Annotated in this window: 24 protein-coding genes; 14 read left to right on the top strand and 10 right to left on the bottom strand. The window is 51.5% G+C overall.

Annotated features, from left to right (window positions below; genetic code table 11):
• The first annotated feature begins 83 nt into the window (after nucleotides 1–83).
• Nucleotides 84–1,460 (top strand): PDZ domain-containing protein, encoded by a 1,377-nt coding sequence (locus tag Pan161_RS23375; protein WP_145231161.1) that lies wholly within the window; start codon nucleotides 84–86, stop codon nucleotides 1,458–1,460.
• A gap of 35 nt (nucleotides 1,461–1,495) precedes the next feature.
• Here the strand turns inward: Pan161_RS23375 and Pan161_RS23370 are convergent, their stop codons facing one another.
• Nucleotides 1,496–2,041, bottom strand: coding sequence for a hypothetical protein (locus tag Pan161_RS23370; protein WP_145231160.1), 546 nt, complete (start codon nucleotides 2,039–2,041; stop codon nucleotides 1,496–1,498).
• A gap of 174 nt (nucleotides 2,042–2,215) precedes the next feature.
• Between Pan161_RS23370 and Pan161_RS23365 the strand changes: the two genes are divergently transcribed.
• From Pan161_RS23365 to Pan161_RS23355, 3 genes are all read left to right on the top strand, one after another.
• The gene (locus tag Pan161_RS23365; RefSeq protein WP_145231159.1) at nucleotides 2,216–2,893 is read left to right on the top strand and encodes a hypothetical protein; all 678 of its coding nucleotides are present in this window, start codon (nucleotides 2,216–2,218) and stop codon (nucleotides 2,891–2,893) included.
• A 75-nt stretch (nucleotides 2,894–2,968) separates the two neighbouring features.
• On the top strand, nucleotides 2,969–3,613 hold the full coding sequence (locus tag Pan161_RS23360) for a pentapeptide repeat-containing protein (protein WP_145231158.1): 645 nt from the start codon (nucleotides 2,969–2,971) through the stop codon (nucleotides 3,611–3,613).
• A gap of 183 nt (nucleotides 3,614–3,796) precedes the next feature.
• Nucleotides 3,797–5,413, top strand: a complete 1,617-nt coding sequence (locus Pan161_RS23355; RefSeq protein WP_145231157.1) for a glycoside hydrolase family protein — start codon at nucleotides 3,797–3,799, stop codon at nucleotides 5,411–5,413.
• A 105-nt stretch (nucleotides 5,414–5,518) separates the two neighbouring features.
• Here Pan161_RS23355 and Pan161_RS23350 read toward each other — a convergent pair whose 3' ends face one another.
• On the bottom strand, nucleotides 5,519–7,798 hold the full coding sequence (locus tag Pan161_RS23350) for a peroxidase family protein (RefSeq protein WP_145231156.1): 2,280 nt from the start codon (nucleotides 7,796–7,798) through the stop codon (nucleotides 5,519–5,521).
• 360 nt (nucleotides 7,799–8,158) lie between these two features.
• Entirely contained in the window at nucleotides 8,159–9,448 is a 1,290-nt protein-coding gene (locus Pan161_RS23345; protein ID WP_145231155.1) for a PDZ domain-containing protein, read from the bottom strand.
• Between the two features lie 319 nt (nucleotides 9,449–9,767).
• Here Pan161_RS23345 and Pan161_RS23340 point away from each other — a divergent pair, with 319 nt between their 5' ends.
• The 5 genes from Pan161_RS23340 (at nucleotide 9,768) to Pan161_RS23320 (ending at nucleotide 13,717) form a co-directional block, all read left to right on the top strand.
• Nucleotides 9,768–10,772, top strand: coding sequence for a 6-bladed beta-propeller (locus Pan161_RS23340; protein ID WP_145231154.1), 1,005 nt, complete (start codon nucleotides 9,768–9,770; stop codon nucleotides 10,770–10,772).
• Nucleotides 10,773–10,791: 19 nt separating this feature from the next.
• Nucleotides 10,792–11,136: a hypothetical protein gene (locus Pan161_RS23335; protein ID WP_145231153.1), complete on the top strand. Its 345-nt coding sequence runs from the start codon at nucleotides 10,792–10,794 to the stop codon at nucleotides 11,134–11,136.
• Entirely contained in the window at nucleotides 11,129–11,677 is a 549-nt protein-coding gene (locus tag Pan161_RS23330) for a hypothetical protein (protein ID WP_145231152.1), read from the top strand. Before Pan161_RS23335 ends, Pan161_RS23330 begins: the two co-directional genes overlap by 8 nt.
• Nucleotides 11,678–11,716: 39 nt before the next feature.
• Nucleotides 11,717–12,079: a hypothetical protein gene (locus Pan161_RS23325; RefSeq protein WP_145231151.1), complete on the top strand. Its 363-nt coding sequence runs from the start codon at nucleotides 11,717–11,719 to the stop codon at nucleotides 12,077–12,079.
• A gap of 186 nt (nucleotides 12,080–12,265) precedes the next feature.
• Nucleotides 12,266–13,717 carry a metallophosphoesterase family protein gene (locus tag Pan161_RS23320; protein WP_197995482.1) on the top strand — a complete coding sequence of 484 codons (1,452 nt, stop codon included), beginning with the start codon at nucleotides 12,266–12,268 and terminating at the stop codon, nucleotides 13,715–13,717.
• A 331-nt stretch (nucleotides 13,718–14,048) separates the two neighbouring features.
• On the opposite strand, the gene Pan161_RS31255 is transcribed toward Pan161_RS23320, so the two are convergent.
• The 3 genes from Pan161_RS31255 to Pan161_RS23310 are packed head-to-tail and all read right to left on the bottom strand — an operon-like array spanning nucleotide 14,049 to nucleotide 16,277.
• Nucleotides 14,049–14,183 carry a hypothetical protein gene (locus tag Pan161_RS31255; RefSeq protein ID WP_261342929.1) on the bottom strand — a complete coding sequence of 45 codons (135 nt, stop codon included), beginning with the start codon at nucleotides 14,181–14,183 and terminating at the stop codon, nucleotides 14,049–14,051.
• Entirely contained in the window at nucleotides 14,180–14,947 is a 768-nt protein-coding gene (locus tag Pan161_RS23315; RefSeq protein WP_145231149.1) for a BPL-N domain-containing protein, read from the bottom strand. The genes Pan161_RS31255 and Pan161_RS23315 overlap by 4 nt, the downstream gene beginning before the upstream one ends.
• A 28-nt stretch (nucleotides 14,948–14,975) precedes the next feature.
• Nucleotides 14,976–16,277: a carcinine hydrolase/isopenicillin-N N-acyltransferase family protein gene (locus tag Pan161_RS23310; protein ID WP_145231148.1), complete on the bottom strand. Its 1,302-nt coding sequence runs from the start codon at nucleotides 16,275–16,277 to the stop codon at nucleotides 14,976–14,978.
• Nucleotides 16,278–16,583: 306 nt separating this feature from the next.
• Between Pan161_RS23310 and Pan161_RS23305 the strand changes: the two genes are divergently transcribed.
• From Pan161_RS23305 to Pan161_RS23285, 5 genes are all read left to right on the top strand, one after another.
• A complete protein-coding gene (locus Pan161_RS23305; protein WP_145231147.1) occupies nucleotides 16,584–17,396 on the top strand; it encodes a hypothetical protein in 813 nt (270 codons plus the stop codon).
• A 28-nt stretch (nucleotides 17,397–17,424) separates the two neighbouring features.
• The gene (locus Pan161_RS23300; protein WP_145231146.1) at nucleotides 17,425–17,910 is read left to right on the top strand and encodes a hypothetical protein; all 486 of its coding nucleotides are present in this window, start codon (nucleotides 17,425–17,427) and stop codon (nucleotides 17,908–17,910) included.
• A gap of 164 nt (nucleotides 17,911–18,074) precedes the next feature.
• A complete protein-coding gene (locus Pan161_RS23295; protein ID WP_145231145.1) occupies nucleotides 18,075–18,818 on the top strand; it encodes an SDR family oxidoreductase in 744 nt (247 codons plus the stop codon).
• Between the two features lie 38 nt (nucleotides 18,819–18,856).
• Nucleotides 18,857–19,294, top strand: a complete 438-nt coding sequence (locus tag Pan161_RS23290; RefSeq protein WP_145231144.1) for a HEAT repeat domain-containing protein — start codon at nucleotides 18,857–18,859, stop codon at nucleotides 19,292–19,294.
• 31 nt (nucleotides 19,295–19,325) lie between these two features.
• Complete coding sequence (locus Pan161_RS23285) at nucleotides 19,326–20,366, top strand: transglutaminase-like domain-containing protein (protein ID WP_197995480.1); 1,041 nt, start codon at nucleotides 19,326–19,328, stop codon at nucleotides 20,364–20,366.
• A 27-nt stretch (nucleotides 20,367–20,393) separates the two neighbouring features.
• Here Pan161_RS23285 and Pan161_RS23280 read toward each other — a convergent pair whose 3' ends face one another.
• The 4 genes from Pan161_RS23280 to Pan161_RS23265 all read right to left on the bottom strand — a co-directional run bounded on the left by Pan161_RS23280 (nucleotide 20,394) and on the right by Pan161_RS23265 (nucleotide 24,743).
• Nucleotides 20,394–21,869, bottom strand: coding sequence for a sulfatase family protein (locus tag Pan161_RS23280; RefSeq protein ID WP_145231142.1), 1,476 nt, complete (start codon nucleotides 21,867–21,869; stop codon nucleotides 20,394–20,396).
• An 89-nt stretch (nucleotides 21,870–21,958) separates the two neighbouring features.
• On the bottom strand, nucleotides 21,959–22,573 hold the full coding sequence (locus Pan161_RS23275) for an adenylate kinase family protein (protein ID WP_145231141.1): 615 nt from the start codon (nucleotides 22,571–22,573) through the stop codon (nucleotides 21,959–21,961).
• A 217-nt stretch (nucleotides 22,574–22,790) separates the two neighbouring features.
• Nucleotides 22,791–23,396, bottom strand: coding sequence for a 30S ribosomal protein S4 (gene rpsD, locus Pan161_RS23270; RefSeq protein ID WP_145231140.1), 606 nt, complete (start codon nucleotides 23,394–23,396; stop codon nucleotides 22,791–22,793).
• Between the two features lie 333 nt (nucleotides 23,397–23,729).
• The gene (locus Pan161_RS23265) at nucleotides 23,730–24,743 is read right to left on the bottom strand and encodes a polysaccharide deacetylase family protein (protein ID WP_197995479.1); all 1,014 of its coding nucleotides are present in this window, start codon (nucleotides 24,741–24,743) and stop codon (nucleotides 23,730–23,732) included.
• Between the last annotated feature and the right edge of the window lie 3 nt (nucleotides 24,744–24,746).

Genomic DNA, 24,746 nt, shown 5'->3' with positions numbered 1-24,746 from the left:
ATGGGGCAACTTGAATGTGTGCCTGTTTGTCTCTATGGTGAACCCATGTTTTGCTGTGTCGTATTTGATAAAGGGCCAGATTGATGAGAGTACTGACAACGGTTGCTGTGTTGCTGATCGGTTCACTTCCAGTTCAGGCAGAGTTTCCATCTAAAAAATATGAGATGGGTTTTGAGACGGTTACCGTCTTTGAATTTAAAAAAACGCTCCGTGAGGAAAATGCAAAGATTCCTGATTTTCCCCCGCGCACAGAGAGTGCGGTGATCGTGAAACTGGTCGAATCAAACTCGCGTGCTTCTCTGGCTGGTCTCAAAGAAAATGATCTGATCCGCGTGATTAATGGCAGCTATCTGCGGTCCCCCCGATCTGCAGATCAGAAACTGAGCATGATCACCCATCAGGATCAATTGAGTCTGGGAATCATCCGCCGTGTAGAGGATAAGTGGGAGCAGATTTCGATTACTCTGCCATCGATATCTGAAGAAGCAGCTCGCAAGCTGAAACTCAGAAAGGTCCCGAGCCTGGATGGTGCATTTTTGCCTTACTATCGCATCAGCCACAAGCACGCACCGGCAACCCGCTACGCTCCCAACAATTTTCAATTGTATTATACAGAGAGAGCGGGCCGCCCTGAGAAACTTTATTTGCGGATCGCGCAGTTACTTCCCGGTCACACCAGATCTGGTCCCTTTGTCGTGACGACCGCCGGCGGTCGCTTCGTTTTCCAATCTGAAGTAGTGCCACCCCATCAGCGGGGACTGTTCTTTGCCGGTTCTTTGCGCAGTCCTGAATGGGAACCGGTCAAAGTGGAAATATTACTGATTCAATCTGAGGACTGGCTCAACGAAAAACATCAGGAATTTCAACAGGCTGAAGCAGCGTACAAGCAGGAATTTCAGGGGTTTAAGTATGATCAGAGTCGTCGGGACAAAGCTTATCAGGAACTCAATCAACGGCGGTTGTCTCTGATCGCTGATATGGAGCGAATCAATCAGAAAATCCAGACAGCAGAAAGTAACCACCAGCGATTAGTGCAGCGAAAAGATCGGCTGGCGAATTCGCGAAATGTCCTGGTTCGAAATCAGTTCAGACTGTCTGATGAAGCACGCAAAGCAATCAAGTTACATTTTGCCAATTTAACTACCGAACAGAAAAAAATCGTCAGCCGTGCGTTTCAGTATGGAATCTCTCTTAATTTTAAAGAAGCAGAACTGATTCAATTAGAAGATACCAGTCTGGCAGAACAGGAAATCAGACGAAAGCGAGATAAGCAGGGCTGGCTCTGGGTAGATGCACCGCTGACGCCCGATCAAATTCCAATGCTCCGCGCGATGATCGCCGCCCCCAGCGCGACCGTCCATCACGAAAGCAGTCCGGAACAGAAATTCGAAGTGACTCCCGAACAGAAGGAGCGGATGCAAGTGGTGCTGGATGTGTACGAAGCTGAAAGAAATAAGTAAGGGATATTCCTTTTCAATAAAAAAATGAGAAGCCTTCACGGGCTGCTTTTTTTATTGAACTTTTTCAACAGTTCTGAATGCTTGAAATCAACTGCGTACCAGCAGGAACTCTCAATGGGTTCGGGGAGATCATTCCAGGCGACGATCATCTGGAATGTGTTTTCGCTGCCTTTCGCTAATTCGGGCAGCTCGATCGACACGCCTTTTTCACTGATTCCGACTGATTCGGGATACATCTGCTGATTTTCGGGCAATCGTGCATTGAGGCATTCTTCATCTTCAGTGCCAATCATCAGAATAGATCGATCGTTTTCCCAGGAGTGGGCATAGAGATGCTCTCCGCAGTCAATTGCATGATCGGTAAATTTATGTTCGAGCAGACGGCATTCGAATATCAGATTGTCAATCGGCTCATGGCAGTGAACCCTTAACAAAATGCCAATGCAACCTGCCACTGACATCCCAGGCGGTAGCGCGGGAGACAGCGGTATCGAATCAAGATGAATCGAAACGGCTTTCGTGACGCCGAACACGAAAAAATTGATTTCACCCAGCGGGGTGTCGATGGTGAGATATTGCATATTTATTCAAAGAAAATGCTTTATTAGAAATGGTTGAAAAGATCTAGCCGAGTCGTTTGAGTTATGATATTCGACTGGAGTTTGTTATTTTTCGGTTTATGATACTCTAACGATCCTGATTCAAAAAACTTCAAGCATAGGATGCCAGGATATTCTTCGTGGAAAACAAGTCGAATGCAATTTTATGAACAGCATTACGAGCGATATTGTTTGCGAGAATATATTGGAATGTGGTATCCGAATATTCCAGGAGCTGTTATTGATTGGTTTTTGATCAAGCTTAATTTAAAGCGACTGAATAGAAAACCATTTCCGGTGTTTCGCTCTATTCAGGATAATCTCATGGACCTGGATCAGGTGCCAGAGATTTATCAGTCTGAAATTCAGGCAGAACTCAACCTGTTATCCAGTTATGGTTTTGTACATCCAATTCTTACGGGGGTTATTTCAGGTTCCTGTATAAATGGTCTGACACTAATGGGGATTGGACTGCTTTCGCGACATCAGAAGGGAGATTCAGCAGTATCAGTGATCATTGATTTTCATGAAGGTCAGGTAACTCGGCGGCCTTATTTTATTTTTACATTTTATGACGACCTGCCCGGCGATGTCACATCCAGTAATGGTCGATTTATGTGTTATTCAGATCCCGGCGATGATATTGCATACTATCCGACAGTCAATTTTGAGGAACTGACGCAACTTCACTACCAGAAAATTATGTATTTGAAAAGAGCCTGTTTGATAATCAATGACAATGAGGAACTTATACAACTGTCTGATGAAAGACTTGTGAAAAGTATTGATCAACTCATCCATCGTGGGATTTTGAAGTATTCATTTTCTGAATAAGGGTTGCTTCTCCATGGAAGAATTCTCTTGATTAGTTGAAGACAGTCGAAACCAGTCATTTCTGCGAGAAGAATTATGAACGTTGACTCTCATCTGTTACGTCTGGTGCATCACATTCTGTTTCGCGAGTGGGATCCTTTAGGCGTCAATGCCGATGAAGCAGCAGCCAGAGAGTATTCCAGCTACATCGTCGGCATTCTCGGATTACTAAAGCGGGGAGCGGATGAACGGAAGCTGTTATTGCATCTGATTCAACTGCAGGAGACTGCGATGGGGATCAGCCCGCCAGATCCAGAACGGGATCGGATGATCGCCGTGCGACTGCTTGCTGCATATAAGATTGTCCAGAGGGGGATTCGACCGGCCCGCTCGGCGGAAGAGTTGCTGCAACGTTACCAGAAGGGAGAACGCGTTTTCAACGGGAGTCGAATTGAGACAGACGATCGAAAGATTTTGTCAGGATGCATGCTGGATGGCCTTGTACTCCGTAATGCTTATGTGAAACTTTCGTTTCAGGGAGCGTCACTACGAGGCGCTGATTTCTGGGATGCCGAGTTGAAGGAATCTGATTTTTCAAACGCAGATTTGCGGGGAGCCCAGTTTCACGGCAGTGTATTGGGTTTCACTTCTTTTCAGGACGCGCGTCTGGAAGGGGCGCAGTTTAACGAAGCCTGTTATCATTTGCGCATGCTGAAAACAGACGAGTTCCCTGACAGTTAATGAAATACACTTCACCAGAATCATCAGTCATATTCCACATGGACGTATTCGCCAACGAGTGAGTACCCTCGATAGGTATTGATTAGATTACGGGCTCGTTTCCCACGAATTTCATTGCTTCCCCGGTTTAATTCTCTACACTGAAACGCAACTCTTATATCTTTCTTTCTTCCGGGAGGCAGGGTGATGCGCTTAAGTCTGTTGCTGGTGGCGGGGATTTTCTGGGCTGGGGCGGCTGGTGGGATCGCTGCTGCAGAAGATGGCGGCGATGAACATCGCAAGTATTTCGATGAGACGCGGGCGACGACGCTGTTTGCCTTTGATGAGGTTTCGCTGCCGTTTTCGCAGAATCTGAAACTGGTGATGCGGTCGCCCGAGCGGCATCCGGCGAATCCGGTTGTCAAACGCGGGGGAGCCGGGGATCCGGATTCGTGGGCGGTGCAGTTTTATGGTTCGGTCATTCGCGTGGGTGACGTGTACCGGATGTGGTATGTGGCGGCGGGGGAGGATCGGCGGGATCGGAGCGTGCCTCGCTCGTCTCCGTGGCGGGTGGCTTATGCCGAGAGCCGCGATGGCGTGCACTGGACCAAACCGGACCTGGGGCTGGTAGAGTACGCGGGGAATCGAAAGAACAACCTCGTGCAGATCGAGCCGCACATGGGGATTCTGAACGTCAAGGTGCTCTACGAACCGGACGATCCCGATCCGGAGCAGCGGTATAAAATGGGAGCGCATGTCTGGTTCCCCAAAAACAAGGTGCGGTTGGGAACGCTGGCGACCTACGCGAGTGCCGACGGTCTGCGCTGGAAAACGCTGCATGCTGCGAAACCGGTTCAGGCCGAGCTGCAGGTGGAACAGATGCTGCTGCCTCCGTTACATTTTGAGCCGGTGGGTGGGCTGTATAAATGGGATGGCCTGTATTATGTGAACGGGCAGAACGCGATTGCCGCGTCGCGACCTTATCATGGTCGCGTGGTGCGGCAGTTTATTTCGCCCGACTTCAAAACCTGGTCGCAGGCGAGCACGGTGGGCTTTGTCCGCCCGCAACAACATACCCTGCTGGGACCGGGACGCAGCCGCGAGGGAGAACAGAATCACGAAGGGGTGAGCGTGTGGAACCGGGGGAATGTGCTGCTGGGTATCTCCGGGATCTGGCATGGGGAGAAGGAATGGAAAGATGTGACGATCGACCTGGGCTTTGTGGTCAGCAATGACGGCGTGCGGTTTCGTCAGCCCGCACATGAGTGGACGTTTCTGAAACGGGGGGCCGACGGCGAGTGGGACCAGGGGGGCTTATTGCAGGGACAGGGCTTTGAAAACATCGGCGCGCAGACTTTTGTGTATTACGGAGCCTGGGATCCGCGTCATTGGCAGGGTTCGCCGCCACGCGGGGGAGTGGGCATTGTCACGCTGCCCCGCGACCGGTTTGCGGACCTGCGGGTGGATGATACGACGACCGGTAAGGGTGACTACCAGATGCCGGTGACGAACAGCGAATTTCTGACCGCGGCGATTTCCCGAACAGGAGACGGGCCGCAGCAGTTTTTCATGAATGCAGAGGGGCTGGGACCCGAGGTACGGCTGAAGGTGGAACTGTTGAGTGCGAACGCGATCCCGCTGCCGGACTATTCAGGAGCGCAGGCAGCAGTCGTGACGACGAGCGGGTTTCAGACGCCGCTGGTGTGGCATGGTCAGACGGATGTCACAGGGCTGCCGGAACGGTATCGGCTGCGGGTGACGTTTGAAGGGGAACAGAAAACCGAGATCCGCTTCAGTGCGCTGTATGTCCGAGCGAAATGATTTTGGAAGTCGAACAAAAAAAACGTCCGACAAGGTTTGCACCTTATCGGACGCTCTCGCGAGGTTGCCTGCCTGCGTCGTTTTTTTAAGTTAAATGTTCCACTGTTACCGACGGCGTTTTTTGGGTGACATATCTAACACTTTTTCCAGGTCAGAAGAGGCAAAGACCTGGTCCAGCATTCCGAAATCGTCGCGGTCTTTTCCGGCATTTCGTTCGTCCGCTCTCTGCCGGTCTGGCCCTTGTGTCGGGCGATGATCGTTCTGGTGTGGTGGCTGCTCTCTGCCGGGAGGTCCATCATGCCTGGAGTCGCGTCGTACCATGTCCAGCACGTTGACATCAATGTCGACATCATCGGCCACCTGAATAGAATCATCAACGTTGGTATGCTGAATCACAATCCGTTCGACGCCGGTGAATTCCAGTTCCATGCCATTGACTTCAACCACATTCTCATTCACGACAATCGTATCGTTCTGTTTTGTGCCATTGATGATCAATGCGTCATCGCGTCCTTTGCCAGCTTCGACAATCATGCCGCCGGGTAGATCTGTCGGAGTGATGCCCCTGTAGCGGATTCGCAGTGAACCGGGGTCGGTACTCGTCAGCATCAGACGTTCCACGCTGTCCAAAGACTGGCTGCCGATGACCTGCCGCGTTCGGTTATCGACGACTTCGAGGATCCCCTTATTAAGGCGAACGGAGACATCAGTGGTACGGGTTTCAGCCAGATCGATTTGCATGACAGTCGGGGCAAAGAAGACGTTTTCCTGCAGCCCGGAGACATCCGAGTTGCGTTCGATGACGTCAGCGAGTGTTGTGCCGTTGATTTCGTCAAGTGCTTTACCGGAAAACACATTTTCGTACCAGAAGCGATCTCCATCGCGAAGTCGCTGGAACTGATCGATGATGATGAATGAGAAGGTCTCACCCATGCTCGATCCCGGCAGATGATCTTCGGCCAGTCCGCCGACCCACAGATCGATGTTGTCGACCGTGCCGTACAGCGTTTCGAGTCTGGCAGCGACATCGGGATCGGAAGTGATATCAGAGAAGTTTTCCACGGGGTCCAGTCCCAGCGCCACCCGTGTTGAGTTGTAATCCGCGAGTCCATGATCACGACCACGCTGAATATTCAGCGACGCCAGATCAAAGCCTCCGGCCCCCGGAGGGCCAAACAGGAAATTGCGTACATCGTCGACGACCTGGTTATCGATTTCCTGGGCGAGGTTCACGGTCAAACCACGTAACAGGGAATCGACGCCATTGTTTTCGACTTCGCTCGGGTTGAAGAAGGCGTTCAAGAGCGCGAGATTACCTTCGTCGGCGGTGTTGCCGTTTTCGTCAAGCCGCAATAGTTCTGACGACAGCATGGTGTGCCCAAAGCGATAGGCGGCGGTTGAGAATTCATTGGCGATACTCGGGTCGACGCTGGAATCGTACCCCTGGTATCTGCTGATGGCATCGGAACCGAATAATGCCGGGAGGAATTCATTGAAGGTGATTGCCTGTATTTCAGCAGACACGATCTGCCGCGCCTGTTGATACAGTTGTTCGTCGGTCAGACTTGGGTCTTCCAGCGCCAGTTCGGTTGCAATTCGATTATGCTCCCGCATCCAGATGGTCTGCATCGACGTCAATGCCGCGTTTTCGTTGGCGCGAATATCGCCTGCCAGAAAGAAACCGTCATCTCCATAGGGCAGCAGATCCCCATCGCTGGTCGCCAGTAGCCCTCCCTGAAATGTTCTCAAACTGGCGGCCCGCTCGGCATCCGAGCCGTAGATCACCGACCCATCGATGAAGGCGGTTATCTGATTGATCTGCTGACGGATGCCGTTTTCGTCTACCTCGTAGGTGGATCGATTCAAGCCGATCAGATCATCGCCGGAACCGTCGGGGTCGAAGTAAATATCGCCGGTCGGAACTTCGATGGGAAATGATTCCAGCGGATTGCCGTCTTCATCGAGCGCGGATTGGGTCAGGGTGATATCATGATCGATAAACTGGCCCCAGACCCAGAGGATGTCCGTCAGGTAACGGTCATTGGTCTGAGAAGTTTCTGCGGCAGCGATGACATTACTGATTTCGCGGGAACTCGGGCGATCTTCCCCGGCAGGTGTGTACTGGCCATCGCTGTAGTCAGCGTCAGCCAGCCGCAGCAGTTCGGTATTGGTACTGCCGTATTCCGGGTTGTCGATGTTGTTGCCGGTCCCGTCGATCGACGCGTACTCGGGAGTTGTATTCGATTGCAGGTCGGTGTCGTCAGCCATGTCTGTGGGGAGGGAATTCATGGCCGACAACAGTTGTCGATCTTCCAGGTGTTCAACGGCGGAAGAAGGAGATGCTTTATGGGATGCCTGACGGCGATGTGATTTTGGGAATAGCATGATGTGTTCTCCTGAAGCGTGCAGTCGCTGGCGCGCAGTCCTTTCGAACTGAGCGACGGAAGCCACCAGACGCGTGGTTGATTTTTGTAATGACGATGGCCCGCCCTACAAAAGAGTTGATCAACCGGACTACCCAAGACAGCGGGTAGTCCTTAGAGAGTCTCAATGATCTAAAACGGAAGCCACTCGCAGCAATCCACCGAATTCGACAGAAATATCTTCAGAAAATTCAAAATGATTGATGATCGAGCGGACGAATCGTAAGTTTTCTCTCCCCCAACAAAAAAACGCCCGACAAGGTTTGCACCTCATCGGACGTTCTCTCGGGGTTGCCAGCTTGCCTCATGCGGTGCCCGCTCCTTAGAAATTCGCAGTTGGCAGACGCGTCATCTGCACGGTTGCTTCAAGTTGGGGACCATCAATTGATTCGAGCAGTTCCATTTCCAGCACGCCACCGGATTCTGCGATGACCTGTCCGAAAGTGGTATCGTCGGTGATGACTACGCCGTTACACTTGGTGATGACCATACCAGGTTTCAGTCCGGTCAGATCGGCGGGAGAATCTGCTGCGACCGATTCGATACCGATGCCTTTACCGGGTAACATCAATCCTTTCATTCCCAGGTACCAGCGAACGTCTTCGACGATCTGACCGTTGGGAGCGACATAGTCACAGGTGGGGTACACGTAGTTGCAGTACTGGTAGTTGCCTGGACCATAGTTTTGCAGAGGCGTGCAGTAGTTATACCACCACCAGGAAAACCGGGGACGATGATTGTGCCAGTGATGACCGTGGTTTCCATTGTGATGGCCGCCGTTGTGGTGTCCACCAGCGTGGTGTCCGCCGTTATTCCCGCCGTGATGACCTCCACCGTTGTTACCATGTCCGGGATTTGGTTTTGGTGGACGTGGTTTGGGAGGTCCATTACCAACGGGAGGTCGTGGACGAGGTCGTGGTTTTGGTGTCCCGACTCCTGGTTTAGGACGAGGTTTAATTACGCCTGTACCTGGTTTGCCGTTTCCAATACCCGGATCAACAGGTTTAATTGAGGGTCGTGGTTTGGGGGCGCCATTACCGGGACGAGGCCGAATCCCACCACTACCTGGTCTGCCGTTTCCGATACCCGGATCGATGGGTTTGATCGAGGGCCGTGGCTTGGGAGTACCATTACCCGGTCGAGGCCGAATCCCGCTGGCAGGCTTGCCATTACCAATGCCTGTATCAATGGGTTTGAATGTCTGGCGTGGTCGAGGTGCCGAACTCGCTGTTTTGGGTCTGACGCTCATCTGGCGATGGTCGCGAGTGAAAGTGGTGTTGCCAGTCCGATGATCACGGGTATTACGCGTTGTCGGCGTACGATGATCGCGAAGTGTACGAGTGGAGGGTGTTCGGTTCATTGTGGTCGGGGTTTTGCGGACGTTGGAAAAGTTCCGGGTTGATCGCTGCGACGATTGCATTCTCGGAGCCCGGCTCTGCGTCCTGCCGCGAGAAAAATTACTGGATCGTGAAGAGCGGGAAAAGCTGGAACCGCCTGAATGTCCTGAGCGACTGGAGCCACCTGAGCGTCCGCGATTACCGGCTTCGACATCCAACAGGCTGGTGCTGAAGACCATGGTGATGATCATCAGGCTGAGTGCGATACGTTTCATTGTTCTGTCTCCTGAAATGTTTTGTTATTGTGAAGTGAATCTGTTTCACGTCTGATTCACAGTTGTGTGGCAGGTTGTCATCCCCCCTGCATGTACTACCAAGCGAGAGGTGCGGAAATGTGTTACAGGTTGTTTGAGAAAAAATCAGGAATGGCTGGAAACGCTCGTTTTTGGCGGGATTAGTTGCAAAGTGGGGCGCGGAGGGGGATACTGGAAGGGATGGCAACCGGCGTTGTATGGTTGCTGTCTGTCATTACTTACAACTTTTGAGAATGGCCCGCCATTCCACTCTGACATTCAATCGATGGGAAATTCGACTATGAAAAAGTGCTTGAATTATATTACGGTGGCTGTGGTGTTCAGCGTAACAGTCTCGCTGTCGGCGGCGGAAAAAGTTGCACCAGTGCGGATGGGCAGCGGGATCATGACCTTCGATACAGTGCCCGGCTGGGGATTTGACGAGCAGGGGCGTTCGGTCCTGGGACCAACCCACGGCGGCGTCGTGATTGATAAAGCGGGGAATATCTACACAAGTGCCAAAATTGGTGTGGTTGTCTTTGCACCTGATGGCAAAGTCGTGCGTCGTTTTCTGGGGGACGAATATTCCAACATCCATGACATGGAAATTCGCGAAGAAGCAGATGGCGAATTCATTTACGGGGCCCGCAATGCAAACGCGGAAGGCATCAAGTTCAACGCAGAGACTGGCGAGATGATCCTGAAAATGCCGTTCCCGAAAGAATCAGGGCTCGATCTGAAGAAGTTCGCTCCGACGGCGATTACCGTGGCTCCCAATGGTGACATCATTCTGTCGGACGGCTACGCCAGCAATTACATTTTCAAGTTCGACAAGAACGGCAAATACAAATCCCACTTCGGCAAGAAGGGGAACGGGTTGAAGGAATTCAATACCGCGCATGGCATGACACTGGATACGCGTTACGATCCCCCGCGTCTGCTGATCTGCGACCGCAATCATATGCCCAAAGGACGTCTGCTGCATTACGATCTGGATGGTAATTTCATCGAAGAAGTGATTACGGGACTGGGCATGCCGACGTCTGTTTCGATTCAGGGCGATTATGTTTCGGTTCCCGACCTGCATGGGCGACTGGTGATTCTGGACAAGACCAACACCATCGTGGCCGTTCTGGGAAACAATGAAGATCCTAAAACGCACCGTAATTTCAATGTGCCCCAGGATCAGTGGCGCGAAGGCATCTTCAGCGGCACCCATGGTTCCTACTGGGACAAAGATGGCAACCTGTACGTGCAGGACTGGAACGTATCCGGTCGTTTGATGAAGCTGGTGCGGGTTAAGTAACTCGGGACGAGAAATCAGCATGGACAGATCAGCCTGGATTGCGGGTGAGCTTGCCGAATGGCCCACAAAAACTGTGATGGCTCAACTTCTGCAGGAGGCTGGTCTGCGAGTGCATGTGGGACAGTATTCGATTCAGATCGGAATTGGTGGAGGAGCCGACTTTTCATTCCAAGAATATGGGGGTGATCCTGGTGATCCTGTCGTTTGTGCAGACGCTGACACCGCTGAAGAATTAATGCGCGCAGCGAAAATTGTTTCCGATGTTTTAGCGACTGTGAAGTTACGGCATCGATTTGAGATTTACGACCACCGTCCCGACATGGCTGGCTATCTTCATTATGACTGGCCGTTGATCCATGAGTGAAGACACTCCCCCGCAATGCCGTCGAACCGTGCTGGTCTTATTTGTTTTGTGTGGCGGGATCTGGTTCGCTGGCTGCGGAGGGCCAGAAGGGCTGCAACGTCGCGCTGTGACAGAACACGGGGCTGACTTCACTCATTACACTGGAATCGCCTGGCCTGCTGAGGCGCAGGTAGTTTCTGCCGGTGATATCTGGTTGGACTTTGAGGGAGACGGTGAATTCCATCTGGTATTTGACGTGGATCATGCGACGCTGGAACAATGGCTGGCAGAAACACCGCCGTGGGAGCAACAGAAATGGAAAGGTGGACCGGTCTCTAAGGACATCAGTTGGCGAGCTGGTTTTGGTATCAATGGGATGAGCGCTGACCCAGCCGGGGGAGGCCCCGATCACAAAATCAGCGAAGTCGAGTATCAGAGTGTGTTCGAGTCAAAGCAAACCTGGTATGTGGCTCAAGACCGTGGAACAGAATGGCAACATGGTCAGATTCTGATTCTGGATCCAGAGCACAATCGCGTGTGGTTTTCCCGTTGGGATTACTGAGTGACTTATTGTTTTCAATGGTGTTTCGGGAGTAAGAACATGGATTCAGAAACGCTCAAGTTATTGTTGTCAGGATGTCACTTGAATATGGAGGAGCGGAGTAAGCGCGGAATCTGGCCCCACCCTCCCCTGGCTTATTCGATGGTCAGAAATCAACTGATACAGTTAATTGAGAATCAGGCCTGGTTCCCTTCTGATTTGACTCAGAAAAGTGAGGGGGTCGTGATTGAAAACAGAGGCGCGACTTTTGTTTGTTACTCTTTAACATATAGTGCTTTTGGCCCAGGCATTGTCAGCGAAAAATCTCAGATCTTATTTAAAAGCGTAATTGAAGCTGCTGATTTTTATTTGAAGCACGAACTGCGACTTCCAGGTGATCTGGATGGCTGGAAAGTAATCTAAGATAAGTTCAGTCAGGTATGAATTATGACATGTTTGGGATGAGGACATAGGATCGTACAGAAAGTGGTAAAGTGATTCTGTCTCAAGTATGATCATAGGCAAGAAAATTCTGTTTTAAAATCAGTTCTTATTCTATTTAGATTCTGGTCTCCTGATAATATGTGCTCAATCATAAGGTGGAACTTGATGCGAAAAATGCATGGCTCGATTATTTATTTCACTACAGGTTTGCCATCGATTATGGCGATTTGTGGTTTCTGCTTTTGTCTGTTTACACAGACGCTCATTGCACAGACGGAGCCGACTGCCGTGGATGGCTGGGGGATCCGTAGACAACTGGAAGAACCGATCACTGAGGGAGTGATCTGGGTCCAGTGTCAGTTTGAACCCTCAAAAGACTGGGACAGCGGTGCGTTCTTTGATCTCAGGGGTGAGAAGTCGAACGATGTGATTGCACGGATTGCGGCGGAGCCTTATCAGCGCAAAGGTTCAGACGAGAAACAGATCCGCTGGCATTCGGCGTATGAGCGTCCCGAATGGCGTCTGTATACTTTCACTCCGTTTGAGTCCCGGCCTTATACCCTGACGATGCGGGCCGACCTGGATCGGAAGTCGTATGCCTGCTGGGTGGATCAGCAGACGCTGGGGGAAGATCTGCCATTGACGAGCAATGCTGCTGTCTCGCAGATTTACCTGGGGAATGCGGGCGAACCCGATGACGCGGCGCAGGGGAGGCAACTGGTTGTTTCAAAAAATGCGCCGAAGGGATTTGAATTCCCGCGCCTGCTGCCGGAAACAGAGGACGGGTTGATCTTTCGTTTTGCCGCCGTGGGAGATCCGCAGTTGGGATTCAGCGGCTTTGAGGTGGACAAAGCCCGCTTCGCGCTGGCCGTCGATCAAATCAATCGCTCGGGGGCCGAGTTATCGCTGATGCTGGGAGACATGGTGCATGTCAAAACCGATTTGAAAGCCTATGACGCGATGCTGGAACTGGTCAAGGGGTTCGCTGCGCCTTACCACTACGTGCGGGGCAACCATGAGATTCCGGAACTGTTTATCCGCTATTTTTATCGCGAGCTGCATTACTCGTTCGTACACAAAGGGGTGCGGTTTGTGGTGATTGACGCTGAAGGCAATCATGTGGGCATGAGCGACAGTCAGCTGGACTGGGTCGAGGCGGAGTTTCAGAAAGCGGAAAAAGCGGGTGAGGAAATTGTGATAGCATTGCATGTTTCTCCCTGGCAGAATAACGAACGGGGCCGGGGAAAATACAACCAGATCGGGGTCGGGCGTGACCGGTTGAGGGCGTTGATGAAACAGTACCAGGTGCTGCTCTGCCTGAGCGGGCACTATCATCGTCCGGTGTGGCACGGTCATGAAGAAGAGACACACTACCTGGTACTGGGAGGCACAGCGATGGTCAGTGCGGGGAGTTTCGGCTGGTGCAGTTTCGATGTTTATCCTGACCGGATTGTCATGCATCATAAGCCGCTGTTCTTTGGCTATGAACGGGCCGATGTCAAACAGTTACATTCTGCACAGGGCTGGTTGAACTATCAGGAGATCAAAGCACAGCATCCCTACACACAGCAGGGGCCCCTGACGATTCCCCGAAAGCGACCGGTTACCGGGAAATAATTGATTCCCGATGTGAACTGCCTGTTTGCTGACTGCAGAATGTACCGTGTGCCGAACTGGGGCGATCAGCGGTCGAACTGTCGCGACAGGGGTGTGAACGGTGTACGAAAGGGGGCCGAAAAGGTTTGAACATGGTCTGAAGTGTGTCGATCCGCAGTTTTAGTGACGGTGCACAAACTGAACTCAATCGGGTGGGTGATATCGAGTATAATCTGTCTCTGTAGCGTTGAATATTCTTCTATTGCTTATGAAATTCAATTTCCAGTGGACCAGAGGATGCATCATCAGATCTCGCTAAGTCGAGTAAAGGACAGTAAAAGCGGGGAAACAATCATTTGCCCCGCGCGCGACGCAGGTAAGGCATTCTGGCTCGATGCGAGAGTCTGTCAAGCTGATCATGGCGAACTGGTTTGGAATATTCCTGGTCGAATAGTGATGAAATCTGCAGCAACAGAAGTTGGTTCATTCCTGATTCGCGGCCCAGTAGACGCCGGTGGCGATCAGGGAGTGTGGGCCGTTTTTTGTTTCGGCGTGAGGGCTAAAGCAGATCACGCGACCAGAACCGAATTTGGAGCGGATGATGGCATGAGTGCCTGTCATTGCTTCTGCCGGGGCACCGTTGCGGGCAACTTCGGATTCAAAAGAGGCGAGGACTTCATAACCGGGGAGATCAGGTTGGTTGTCGGGGACGAGTAAGGGGCCGTTGGAATAATAGATGTTGTACTTTGATTTTGTGTTACTGAGGACTTCCTGGCCGGAAGGAGTTAATTGGATGGAGACCTGCGTTTGACCCCGTTTCCAGTGAGCACGATCCCAGACACGGGCGTTGATAATATCGAGCGACCAACTGTAATGCGAAGAAGCCAGATAAGCGCCAGCACAGATGCCGACGTAACCGCCTCCATTTTTCACGAACGTGCGGACTGCGGCACGGCCTTCCGGTTTGAGTGCTTTGGCCTGACCACTGCCACTGCCGCCCGGCATGACGACGACGTCGAAGTTCTTGAGCTGACCGTCTTGAATTTCTTCTGGAGAAATGATTGTGGACTGGAAGCCGTTTTCAGGAATCAGGAACCGCTGCAGATTTTCATGACCTTTAGAACCGGATTTGGGGAAATTAAAGATGGCGACGCGAACCGGTGTTTCCTCGTCTGCAATTACCGCGGATTGGAGAGATGAGCAAACTGATACGAATAATACGATCAACAGAAATTGTGAAACAGGTCGCATGAGAAGAGCCTTCAAGTTAAATAAGAATTCAGGGAATCACAATTGTTTTTTTGACAGGAGCAAACGCGGGTGGCGGAGGGGCCGGGAGTGTGATCGCCGCCTGTTTCATTTCGCGAAGTTCCTGCTGCATGGCGGTCATCGCGAGCTGTGCCATTTTCTGATGGAACCGGGTGACTGCTCCAGGCGAGTAGCCATGCTCCACGCGTGCCGCCTGGAATTTGCTGGTCAGCGAGAGGATCTTGTCTTCCACGGACCAGAGATCAGACCAGATGTCGGGCAGGTATTCGGTGTTGATGCCTTTTCCGTCGTCGGATTTACTCCAGGCACGCAGGGAGATCGCAATTTCGCCAAGCTCAGCTCCTTTGTCGTCCGCAAGCGGATCGGCGATTTCCTGCACTTCGACCCAGCAGGGGACGGCGATGGAAAAACTGGGATTACCCAGGATGGTCCACATCGTCGCCAGCCGAGGATCTTCCCCCGGTTTCACGCCTTGAAAGACGGCAGCGGAAACGGTGGTGGAGCGGCTGATGGTGTTGTCTGTTTTGATGACTGCCGGGAGTTTCTGTTTGACACCATTGACGGTGCCGGGCCAGGGAGTGCCTTTGGGGTCGGAAAGATCACGCGTCAGATTGCGAATGAGGTAATCGACGGTGATGCCTTTGTCTTTTTGCAGGTCGAGCCGGGAACAGGCCTGGGAATAGCGTTCTGCAGAATAGATCTTACCGAGTTGCTCTGGCGTGGGGTTGGCCGGAAAATCGCGGGCCGTGGTGGAGAAATTAGAACGGACAATGTAACCGTGGGGAGCGACCGCCGGATCGTTAGCATCGAACATCGTAAAGCTGGTGGGACCGGTTTCGAACAGGGCCGCGCCCCCCTGGGCATCGATGACGCCGAAATTGGCGGCGGTCTGGCGGCCGGTCTGATTGGTTTCTTCGAGCAGCTTTTTGAAGTCGGCGACTGTCTTACAGGTTTCCAGCGCCTGTTTCATCAGGCGACCATTTCCCGGTCCCGATTTTTTCCCTTTTGTGCCAAGGTCTTTGCTCAAGGAATTTTCGATACAGAAGCCAGCTTCGTTGACTCCCATGAAAATCGATTTCCGCGCGCCGGCATTGACGACCGCAGTCCCGCGCAGAGGACCTTTCGTAAGCAGAATAACTTCGTTGTGAATGTTCGAGGTATCGCGGTTTTTCCACAGCAGCGGTCGACCGTCGGCTGTTGCTTTGCCGCTGATGACGGCGGTGGTGCAGGCGGTTGCAGGTGTCGTGATCGATACTGTGATCAGGATCAGCAGCGTGCAGAGAAAAAACAGCCGGGAGTATTTCGCAGGCATCACTGGCGAATCCTTTGCAGGGGAAAGTCTTTAAATCACTTGAATTTCAGAAGTTAACTATCTGAACCGAATATTGTGTAGATCCGTTTTGAATCTCTCAAGTTCCTCGAGGCGGGTTCCGGTAAACTGCATCGAATCTTCATATTGTGCGAAAGTTCGGTCTGCAGGGGAATCAAAAAATCTCAGATTCAGGAAGGATGGTCAAAGAAAATCTATATCTGGCGGGGCATTTGTTTTATGCTGAATGATGATAAACAGCCAAGGGACGCTTTCCAATATTCCGGTGTATTCAGAAAGGGGACTCAGATGCAGGAAACACGCTATACCGAGAAGCAGATCATGCCGTTGCTTGTAGAGCATCTGGTAGATATGTATGGGTTGGATGATGATGAAGCACCGGATCCTGTTGCGGACATTGATCTCAGGATGGATCTGTATTTCAAAGAAATCAAGCTATGGAAAGAACTTCATTTATCAGATTTCATGTTTCGTATTGAAAGAGCCTTTCTCTTTGAATGCTCCCGGGATGAGTGGGAGCAACTGTTTGGTGTCGACCGTGATTATCAAACAGAAGACGAATGGATTGAGCATGTGGGTCAGTATTTAACTTTTAGAGCACTTGTTGAGTTTATTGCCGAGCGTGCTCCGTATATCTCATTTCAACCAGTGATGGTGATTGATCGTGAATGTGGTCCCGCTGGTGCGTTTTATGGGATGCTGGAGCTGTCGGAAAAGTTCTATCCGGCTGCCTGTCGATTAACACCCTCCACACGAATTCTGGATGTGTTTCGAGGAAGACAACTGGACGGTTTCTGGAGCGAACTGAAATGGCGGACTGATAACAGACTGACTGAGCTGAAATCTTTCTGGTTTCTGATGGAAGGGTGTGGCTGTCTGGTGTTCTGGCCTGTTCTGTTGATCTCAGTGATCTTGTTTCTGGATGGCAATTATCTGTATCCCGTGTTAACCACTGCGGCAACCTATGCACTCTGGAAGGTCTTCTCGATTTGTAGTTATCGATCGAATCCCTTGCCGGCAGGTTTTGAAACGTTTCGCGATCTGGCGGTGTGGATTGCCGAACATGACAGTGAAGCAGTACCTCAACCTGCGGAAGGATGACCTCAATAACGATTCAGGGAGTCTTAATATGAAAGTAATCAAGGTCCTGCTGATCCTGATGTTTGCTTTCTGTTTTGTAACAGGAGTTACCGCGGAGGATCAACGGGTTCGTTTGACGATTGATCCCGAGCAGATTCCGGATCCTGCCTGGCGGCGGGAGTTCTTTGAGGGAACTTTACCGTTAAAGAATCGTCCCCAGATCATTTCGAGAAAGCAGGTGCAGGACGAGGTACATGTCGTTGTGAAAAATTCGGGGCAAACGTCTCTCGGCTATCGTTCTGCAGGACCGGATTCCATTCAGACATATCAGGAAATATTCAGGCGGGGGCTCTGGCGGAAAGCGAATTGGGACTGGTGTGGTACGGGGAAGGCTGATTATTCCATTCTGCCTGGTCAATCGGTTCAACTAACAGTTCGATTTTCTGATGAAGAAAGAGGAGAACGAATGCTGGGGAAGTTTATAGAAGTCGGGACAAATCGTTGTGGTTTGATCGTGCTGGCGGTGGAAGAATAAATGCTTAGCCAATCAAAGGTGGAAGCGAGTACGAGATCAGTCGAATGTGAAGGATCAGATCAGGGATTGTCTCACTTGAGCCGCGGCCTAGAATGTTTCTAACGTTTAAACATGGTTCCTGCAAAGTGATCGCGGGTTATTAAACTCTAATAAAGGATTCTGAAATGGGCTATGAGATTCAGGGGCAGGTGGCGTTGGTCACGGGAGCCAACCGCGGGATTGGGAAAGTGATTCTGGAAGGGTTGCTGAAAGAAGGGGCGGCCAAAGTGTATGCGGCTGTCCGGGATACTTCATCGGTGGCTGGATTGATCGACGAATATGGGGACAAGGTGGTACCTGTGGAATTTGATCTGACGAAGCCGGCCTTGATCAAAAATGCTGCGGAAGTGGCCAGTGATGTCTCGCTGGTGGTGAATAATGCAGGGGTTCTCAAGCCGACAACTGCTTTATCTGAAGACGCTGTTGAATCGCTGGAATTCGAGATGACTGCGAACGTGTATGGCCTGATGCGTGTTGCGCAGGCCTTCGCTCCCGTGCTGAAAGCCAATGGTGGCGGGGCGCTGGTGCAGTTGAATTCGGTCGCTTCACTGAAGAATTTTCCGCAGTTCACGACCTATTGTGCTTCCAAAGCCGCCTCTTATTCTGTGACACAGGCATTGAAAGACTTGTTAAAGGAACAGGGAACCCTGGTTGTCAGCGTGCATCCCGGCCCGATTGCGACTGACATGGGGCACGACGCCGGTTTTGATGAAATTGCAGAGTCCCCAGAGCTGGTCGCTGAGGGAATTGTGGCTGCTTTGAAAGCAGGTGAGTTCCATGTCTTCCCCGATTCGATGGCGAAGGATGTGGGAGCCGCTTATCACAGCTTCGCTGAAAATGTGATCGAAGCGGAGATGGCGGAAGGTTGAAAGCAGGAGAGACCGTTCCAGTTCAGAAAGGTCAAGAATTGAAATCAGAATCGGAAACTCTATCACTCGATATAAGGGCCATGATGTATCGTTACTGCTTTCTCCTGTTATTGCTCGTTGGCTGTAATTCTGCTCCACAAATTGATTATACCACGCTGACGGTCGATCAATTACGAAGCAGGTTGACCGACTCTGATCCCAATGTCCGCTGGCAGTCTGTATTTGAACTGGAACGCCGCGAGGGAGGAGGGATACAGGCTGTGAAAGAACTGACGGCCCTGCTGGATGATAAGAATGTGGAAGTGAGACGCGTGACTACCCAGGCATTCGCTGGGATTTTTATGGAGGCGAAGCCACCCTATTCGAAAGATCTAAAACAGGCAATTGTGGTGTTGAAGAATAATCAGGATGCTGATGAGGTGGTTCAGACCGGTGTGCGAATTGCACTGGGGATTGTGGAAGCAAAACAAAAATGAAACCTGGAATGACTTTCACAGGAGAGATTCGATGTGGCGGTTTTTGATTCCTTTTCTATTATCTGGCTCGAGTCTGCTGGCTGCAGAGCCCGTGTTTGATGCCATTGATTATGCTACTCCCGAGAAATATCTGACCGCTCCTGCCAGCCTGGGAGATCAGGCAAAGATCAAGGCGCAGGCGCTGACTTTGAAGGCAGACACAGATCAGAAAACGGTTTCCAATGTACTGGACTGGATGAATGCCAGTTTGAAGTATCAGGCTGATCTGGCATACCAGTGGCGCAACTATGATACGGTGATCGGGGATGGCTGCTATGGTGGCTGTGCTGATTATGCGATTGCCTGTGGTGTTCTGCTGAAAAGTGCCGGCATCCCGACCGTCTGGGTGAAGACGATGGATGTGCCCTGGATCTGGACTTTGAAACGAGGAGACGCGTTTCAGACCTGGTCGGGGCATGTGTTTCTGGAAGTATATCTCGACGGAAAATGGGTGCTGCTGGATCCGGGAGCAAAACGTGTCTATCTGAATTATTCCCCCGAGACGCGAATCCTGCCCGGCAATCGCTTCGCCTATCATAAAGGCAATGATCCCAAAACAATGATTATGTCTCTGCAGTGGGAGGCCTGGAAACAACAGACCGAAGCGTATTTTTCGAAACTGGATCCGAGGCTGCTGCCCGTTGATACTGTTGCCTCAGTCGTGCTGGGGAAAACCTGTTTTGTGATCGGGAATTCCCCTTACTATCAGAAACTAACGCAGCTGGCTCAACAAAAGGGGTTGACTGTAGCCAAATCGTTCAATACCGGCTACGACACCTATCTGCCGCTGGCGAAGGGGCACATCCTTTACATTGCGACACACGAAGGCCAGCCCACGGTTCCCATCGCGACACTGGAGAAGTATTTCCCTAACGCTGCAGCCGGGATTGAGCCGGGCCAGATCACGATCGAGGGGACACAGATTCTGTTTATCGAACTTCCCAGAGAGATTTCAATCAACGAGAAACGGAACCAGTTACAGCAGGAAAGGAAACAGCTTGAGCAGAGGAAGGCAAAGCTTCTCGCGAAGTAAGTCAGCAGCGATGGCTGTGACAGGGTTTCAATCCACACGGCCGGGTTGGCGGTTGTTTTTGCCTTTGCGTTTGGTGCCGGTATCGCCGAGGTCTTCGCGGGCTTGTTCACCCAGCGCGGTCAGGCGTTTGACGACATCGGGATGCTGGTTGGCGACGTTTTTACTTTCACTGACGTCATCTTCCAGGTTATAGAGGGCGAGGCCGGTTTTCTTCTGAATGTAGGGGCCGGGTGTACCGCCTGAACCGGGTTTGTCTTTCAGGCTGCGATAAGGATGGGGGAAATGCAGTTTCCATTTTCCACTGCGGACGGCGTTAAGATGGTCGCCCCAGTAGAAGTAGAGGACATCGTGGGGGGATTGGGCTCCCTGTTCGCCACTCATCAGCGGCCAGATATTTTTGCCATCGATGATCCGATCCGACGGAACTTTTCCGCCGGACAGATACGCGACAGTGGGGAGAATGTCGATGGTCATTGCCATCTGGTGACAGACGGAGCCCGCTGGAATCTGACCGGGCCAGGCCATGATACAGGGTTCGCGTTGTCCGCCATCCCAAGCGGTTCCTTTGCCTTCACGCAGCGGGAGTGCGGAGCCGGCGTGATCGCCGTAGGAGAGCCAGGGGCCGTTATCGGAGGTGAAGATCACCAGTGTATTTTCTTCGATGCCGTTCTCTTTCAGCGCCTGTCGAATCTGGCCGACCGACCAGTCGATTTCCATAATGACATCGCCGTAAAGCCCCTGTTCGGATTTACCTTTGAATTTATCGCTGACAAACAGGGGGACGTGTGGCATCGAGTGTGGCACATACAGGAAGAAAGGTTTGTCATGGTTTTTATTGATGAAGGAGACCGCACGCTCGGTGTACCAGGTAGTGAGCTGGGCCTGTTCTTTGCCGGTGACTTTGGGGTTGATGACGGTTTCGTTTTCAATCAGCGGGAGATCGGGGAAGCGTTTGCCTGCAGTGGGGTGGTAGGGCCACATATCGTTGGAGTAGGGGAGACCGAAGTATTCATCGAAGCCATGTCGGGTGGGAAGGAATTCGGGGAGGTGTCCCAGATGCCATTTACCGTAGATGGCGGTGGCGTAACCCTGGGGTTTGACGACTTCGGCGATGGTGGTTTCTTCAGCGTTGATGCCGATTTTGGATTGGGGGCCGAGTGCACCGCGGATACCAACACGATTGGGATAGCAGCCGGTGAGCAGCGCGACACGCGAAGCAGAACAGACGGCCTGCGCTGCATAGAAGTCGGTGAAGCGGACGCCTTCTTTTGCCATCTGGTCGAGGTTGGGTGTTTTGATATTGGGTGAGCCGAAGACGCCGACATCCTGGTAGCCTTGATCGTCGGTGAAGATGATGACGAAGTTGGGATGCTGACGGGCCGGTCGGGCGTCTGCCACGTTTGACAGCAGTGACAGGAATGCCAGGCAGATCACAAGAAAGCTGATACCAGGGAACCGTTTTTTAACGCGCTGCAAGGAACATCGTGTTTCAGTATCAGCCATGAAATTACCTTTCCGGAGAGCAATCGGGTTGTGACATGTTTGCAACCAGCTTACCGGAAAGGAGAACTCATTTTCAATGCTTGTGGAGATTACTCGCCGCGGAAGTGGGCATCCTGCACGGGAACGAGCTGTTCCAGGCAGGCGAGTAACACTCCGGCTGGTGAGCCGATAGCGTCGATGTGGGCGACGATTTCTTCAGGATAACAGCTGAGAACGAGCGCCGATTCTTCGCGGTAGATTTCAAAGCGGCGACGAATGACGGTTTCGTTTGCATCGTCGGCGCGGTTTTCGCGGATCGCGCGATGGCGGATACGGTGTATCATCTCTTCTTCATCACTACAGGTCAGGTGCAGAACTTTCAGAACATCAATGTGCTGTTCGAGGATGTTGGCCTGCTGGATATTCCGGGGAATTCCGTCAAGGATGAGAATGTCTTTGCGTGGTTTATACATCGAAAGGGTGGCGCGGGCATCGAGGCCCTGCTTCCAGATACGAATACTGAGGTCATCGGGAACGAGTTCGCCGCGAGAGCTGTATTTGTAAATTTCCTGACCTTCAGGCGATTCGATATCGATCGAGCGGAAAACATCGCCACTGGAAAGGTGAAAGAATCCGGGAATCTGGCCAAGGATTCGTCCCTGGGTTCCTTTACCAACGCCGGGAGCACCAAACAGCAGGACGGCTTTTCTACGTTCCGTCGCCATAGTTATGCCTCTATGTATCAAGATCGATCGCGGTTTCAGTAGCCACAGTGGTTACTGCTTTTTGTATCCAGACAGGTTGTCCGAATTCCGTTTATTACAATAACGATTCAGTAAATAATTCTCACCCTAGCGGGGTAGTTATTAATGAATGTAAATAAAAAACACTCCGAAAAACCAGATAGTTTTTCGGAGTGTTGTATTGATTTGCTGGTAACAGTTAGCGTGAGATCAGAGCCACAACCTGACCGACGTCAACGGGGAGGCTGACATCTTCCATGGTAGGAGCAGTGACAACAGTGGCTGCCAGTTCTTTTTTCTCAAGTGTGAGCCATGCACATCCGGGACGACCTGATTCAACCTGCTCTGCGTAGAGCTTTTTGAGATTAGGACGGTTACGAACGGTGATGACATCGCCGGGTTTGACCCAGATGGATGGTTTGTTGACAGTCTGACCGTTCAGCTGGAAGTGAGCGTGTACGATTCCCTGACGGGCCTGTGGACGAGTCTGGGCAAAGCCAGCCCGGCAGACAACGTTATCAAGACGGCGTTCGCAGAGAACCAGCAGGGCTTCCCCGGTGTTCCCTTTGATGCGACGCGCTTTGTCGAAGTAGCGACGCAGCTGACGTTCACGGAGACCGTAGTAGAATTTGATCTTCTGCTTTTCAATCAAAGCCAGACCGAAGTTAGATGCTTTGCGGCGGCGCTGTGACATTCCAGGGGGAAGGTTCCGCTGGTCCAATGCACGTGTTGCACCTGCGTCTTCAAAAACCAAAGCTCCCAGACGACGGTTAACCCGTCCTTTTGGTCCTGTGTAACGACCCATTCAGAGTTTCTCCCAGATTAATCACAAGCTGCCGAACACTTAACTTGTTGAACGGCAAAGAAATATACTTAAGGTCTGATCGAAGTAAACTATTTTTACATAATAGTTTACAATCAAATGCCAAGAGGATCAGACCAGTTTGAGCAGTCAGGGTCTTGAGTTACATAGCTTAACAGCGCGTAACACAACCTTTAAAGCGGTCCGCTGTTATCGCAAATTCGATAAGAATCGTCAACCAACTGGGCAGCAGGATCGGAAAAACTCAGAAAATATCAGCTAACAGAATGAGGAAATGGATCGAGGTACGCTGGAATACTGGTATGGAGTGGGTTCTTATGTACACTTTTTACTGCTAAAGACCTGCGGAATCGAAACCGAAGCACGAAATAGAGATGCCGGCTCTTCGGATTCCACTGCAATTCGGGGAAGGTCCCACTGATCGGGTTTTCCGAGTGGTGCAAAGCCGCCGTAGTAGCTGAAACCCCAGCGGAATCCGGCTTGAACCAGACAGTCCCGGGTGTGCTGGTTAAAGCAGTCTTTACCGCCGACCGGGTAGCTGAAGCTGGTGATTTCCTGTCCGATTTCTGTTTCAATCCGTTGTTTACAGTGTTCGATTTCAAACTGTTGTATCTCGGGAGAGTGCCGGGACAGAATGGGATGAGTGACGGTGTGGCCTCCGATGTCCATGCCGGCTTCGTTCATTTCGCGGATCATATCCCAGGTCATCCAGACGTGATCTGCGATCTCCTGCGGGCAGCGACCTGCGCCGGTTGCTTCGGACAGAAAGTTCAGAAAGTTGTCTGTCTGATCTCCGCTCAGTTTTTTAAAAGTACTCAACAGGACTTTAATCGATTGCTCACAGTCATCCGGATGTAGCGACAGGCAGTTGCCAGTCAACACGTTGGACTGAATCCGCTGCCGAGTTGCGCTGCGGACCATCCAGGCAATTTCATCCCACCAGGCCACTTTTCTGTCATCGAGAAAACCGGTTGTCAGGAAAAACGTCGCGGGGGCGTTGTACGATTTAATAATGGGAAACGCCCATTCATAATTATCAAGGTAACCATCGTCGAACGTAACGAGAACATACCGTCCCCGTGGCTGATTCCAGATATGATCCAGATCACGGATGCGGATCATATCGAAATTTAGACTGAGAAATCGAATCTGCTTTTCAAAATCTGCTGCGGACGCACTCCATAGGTCATGGTCAAACACGGAATTGTTTATATCACCAACGCGGTGATAATTTAACACCAACAGACCATTCCAGACGGAGGCATTGCGGGCAAGCAGATTCATTCCGGTCCAGTCGAGCGCTTTGGCCAGCAGTTCTTTTTTACTCACGGA

It is taken from the genome of Gimesia algae (assembly GCF_007746795.1).
In the GTDB taxonomy this organism is placed as follows: domain Bacteria; phylum Planctomycetota; class Planctomycetia; order Planctomycetales; family Planctomycetaceae; genus Gimesia; species Gimesia algae.
The sequence above is the reverse complement of the archived record's forward strand: the minus strand, read 5'-3'. Positions and strand labels throughout refer to the sequence as shown.

Coding starts and splice junctions, on each gene's coding strand:
- Pan161_RS23375 (WP_145231161.1), top strand. CDS start 84: ATGAGAGTACTGACAACGGTTGCTGTGTTGCTGATCGGTTCACTTCCA.
- Pan161_RS23370 (WP_145231160.1), bottom strand. CDS start 2,041: ATGCAATATCTCACCATCGACACCCCGCTGGGTGAAATCAATTTTTTC.
- Pan161_RS23365 (WP_145231159.1), top strand. CDS start 2,216: ATGCAATTTTATGAACAGCATTACGAGCGATATTGTTTGCGAGAATAT.
- Pan161_RS23360 (WP_145231158.1), top strand. CDS start 2,969: ATGAACGTTGACTCTCATCTGTTACGTCTGGTGCATCACATTCTGTTT.
- Pan161_RS23350 (WP_145231156.1), bottom strand. CDS start 7,798: ATGCTATTCCCAAAATCACATCGCCGTCAGGCATCCCATAAAGCATCT.
- Pan161_RS23345 (WP_145231155.1), bottom strand. CDS start 9,448: ATGAAACGTATCGCACTCAGCCTGATGATCATCACCATGGTCTTCAGC.
- Pan161_RS23340 (WP_145231154.1), top strand. CDS start 9,768: ATGAAAAAGTGCTTGAATTATATTACGGTGGCTGTGGTGTTCAGCGTA.
- Pan161_RS23335 (WP_145231153.1), top strand. CDS start 10,792: ATGGACAGATCAGCCTGGATTGCGGGTGAGCTTGCCGAATGGCCCACA.
- Pan161_RS23330 (WP_145231152.1), top strand. CDS start 11,129: ATGAGTGAAGACACTCCCCCGCAATGCCGTCGAACCGTGCTGGTCTTA.
- Pan161_RS23325 (WP_145231151.1), top strand. CDS start 11,717: ATGGATTCAGAAACGCTCAAGTTATTGTTGTCAGGATGTCACTTGAAT.
- Pan161_RS23320 (WP_197995482.1), top strand. CDS start 12,266: ATGCGAAAAATGCATGGCTCGATTATTTATTTCACTACAGGTTTGCCA.
- Pan161_RS31255 (WP_261342929.1), bottom strand. CDS start 14,183: ATGAACCAACTTCTGTTGCTGCAGATTTCATCACTATTCGACCAGGAA.
- Pan161_RS23315 (WP_145231149.1), bottom strand. CDS start 14,947: ATGCGACCTGTTTCACAATTTCTGTTGATCGTATTATTCGTATCAGTT.
- Pan161_RS23310 (WP_145231148.1), bottom strand. CDS start 16,277: ATGCCTGCGAAATACTCCCGGCTGTTTTTTCTCTGCACGCTGCTGATC.
- Pan161_RS23305 (WP_145231147.1), top strand. CDS start 16,584: ATGCAGGAAACACGCTATACCGAGAAGCAGATCATGCCGTTGCTTGTA.
- Pan161_RS23300 (WP_145231146.1), top strand. CDS start 17,425: ATGAAAGTAATCAAGGTCCTGCTGATCCTGATGTTTGCTTTCTGTTTT.
- Pan161_RS23295 (WP_145231145.1), top strand. CDS start 18,075: ATGGGCTATGAGATTCAGGGGCAGGTGGCGTTGGTCACGGGAGCCAAC.
- Pan161_RS23285 (WP_197995480.1), top strand. CDS start 19,326: ATGTGGCGGTTTTTGATTCCTTTTCTATTATCTGGCTCGAGTCTGCTG.
- Pan161_RS23280 (WP_145231142.1), bottom strand. CDS start 21,869: ATGGCTGATACTGAAACACGATGTTCCTTGCAGCGCGTTAAAAAACGG.
- Pan161_RS23275 (WP_145231141.1), bottom strand. CDS start 22,573: ATGGCGACGGAACGTAGAAAAGCCGTCCTGCTGTTTGGTGCTCCCGGC.
- rpsD (WP_145231140.1), bottom strand. CDS start 23,396: ATGGGTCGTTACACAGGACCAAAAGGACGGGTTAACCGTCGTCTGGGA.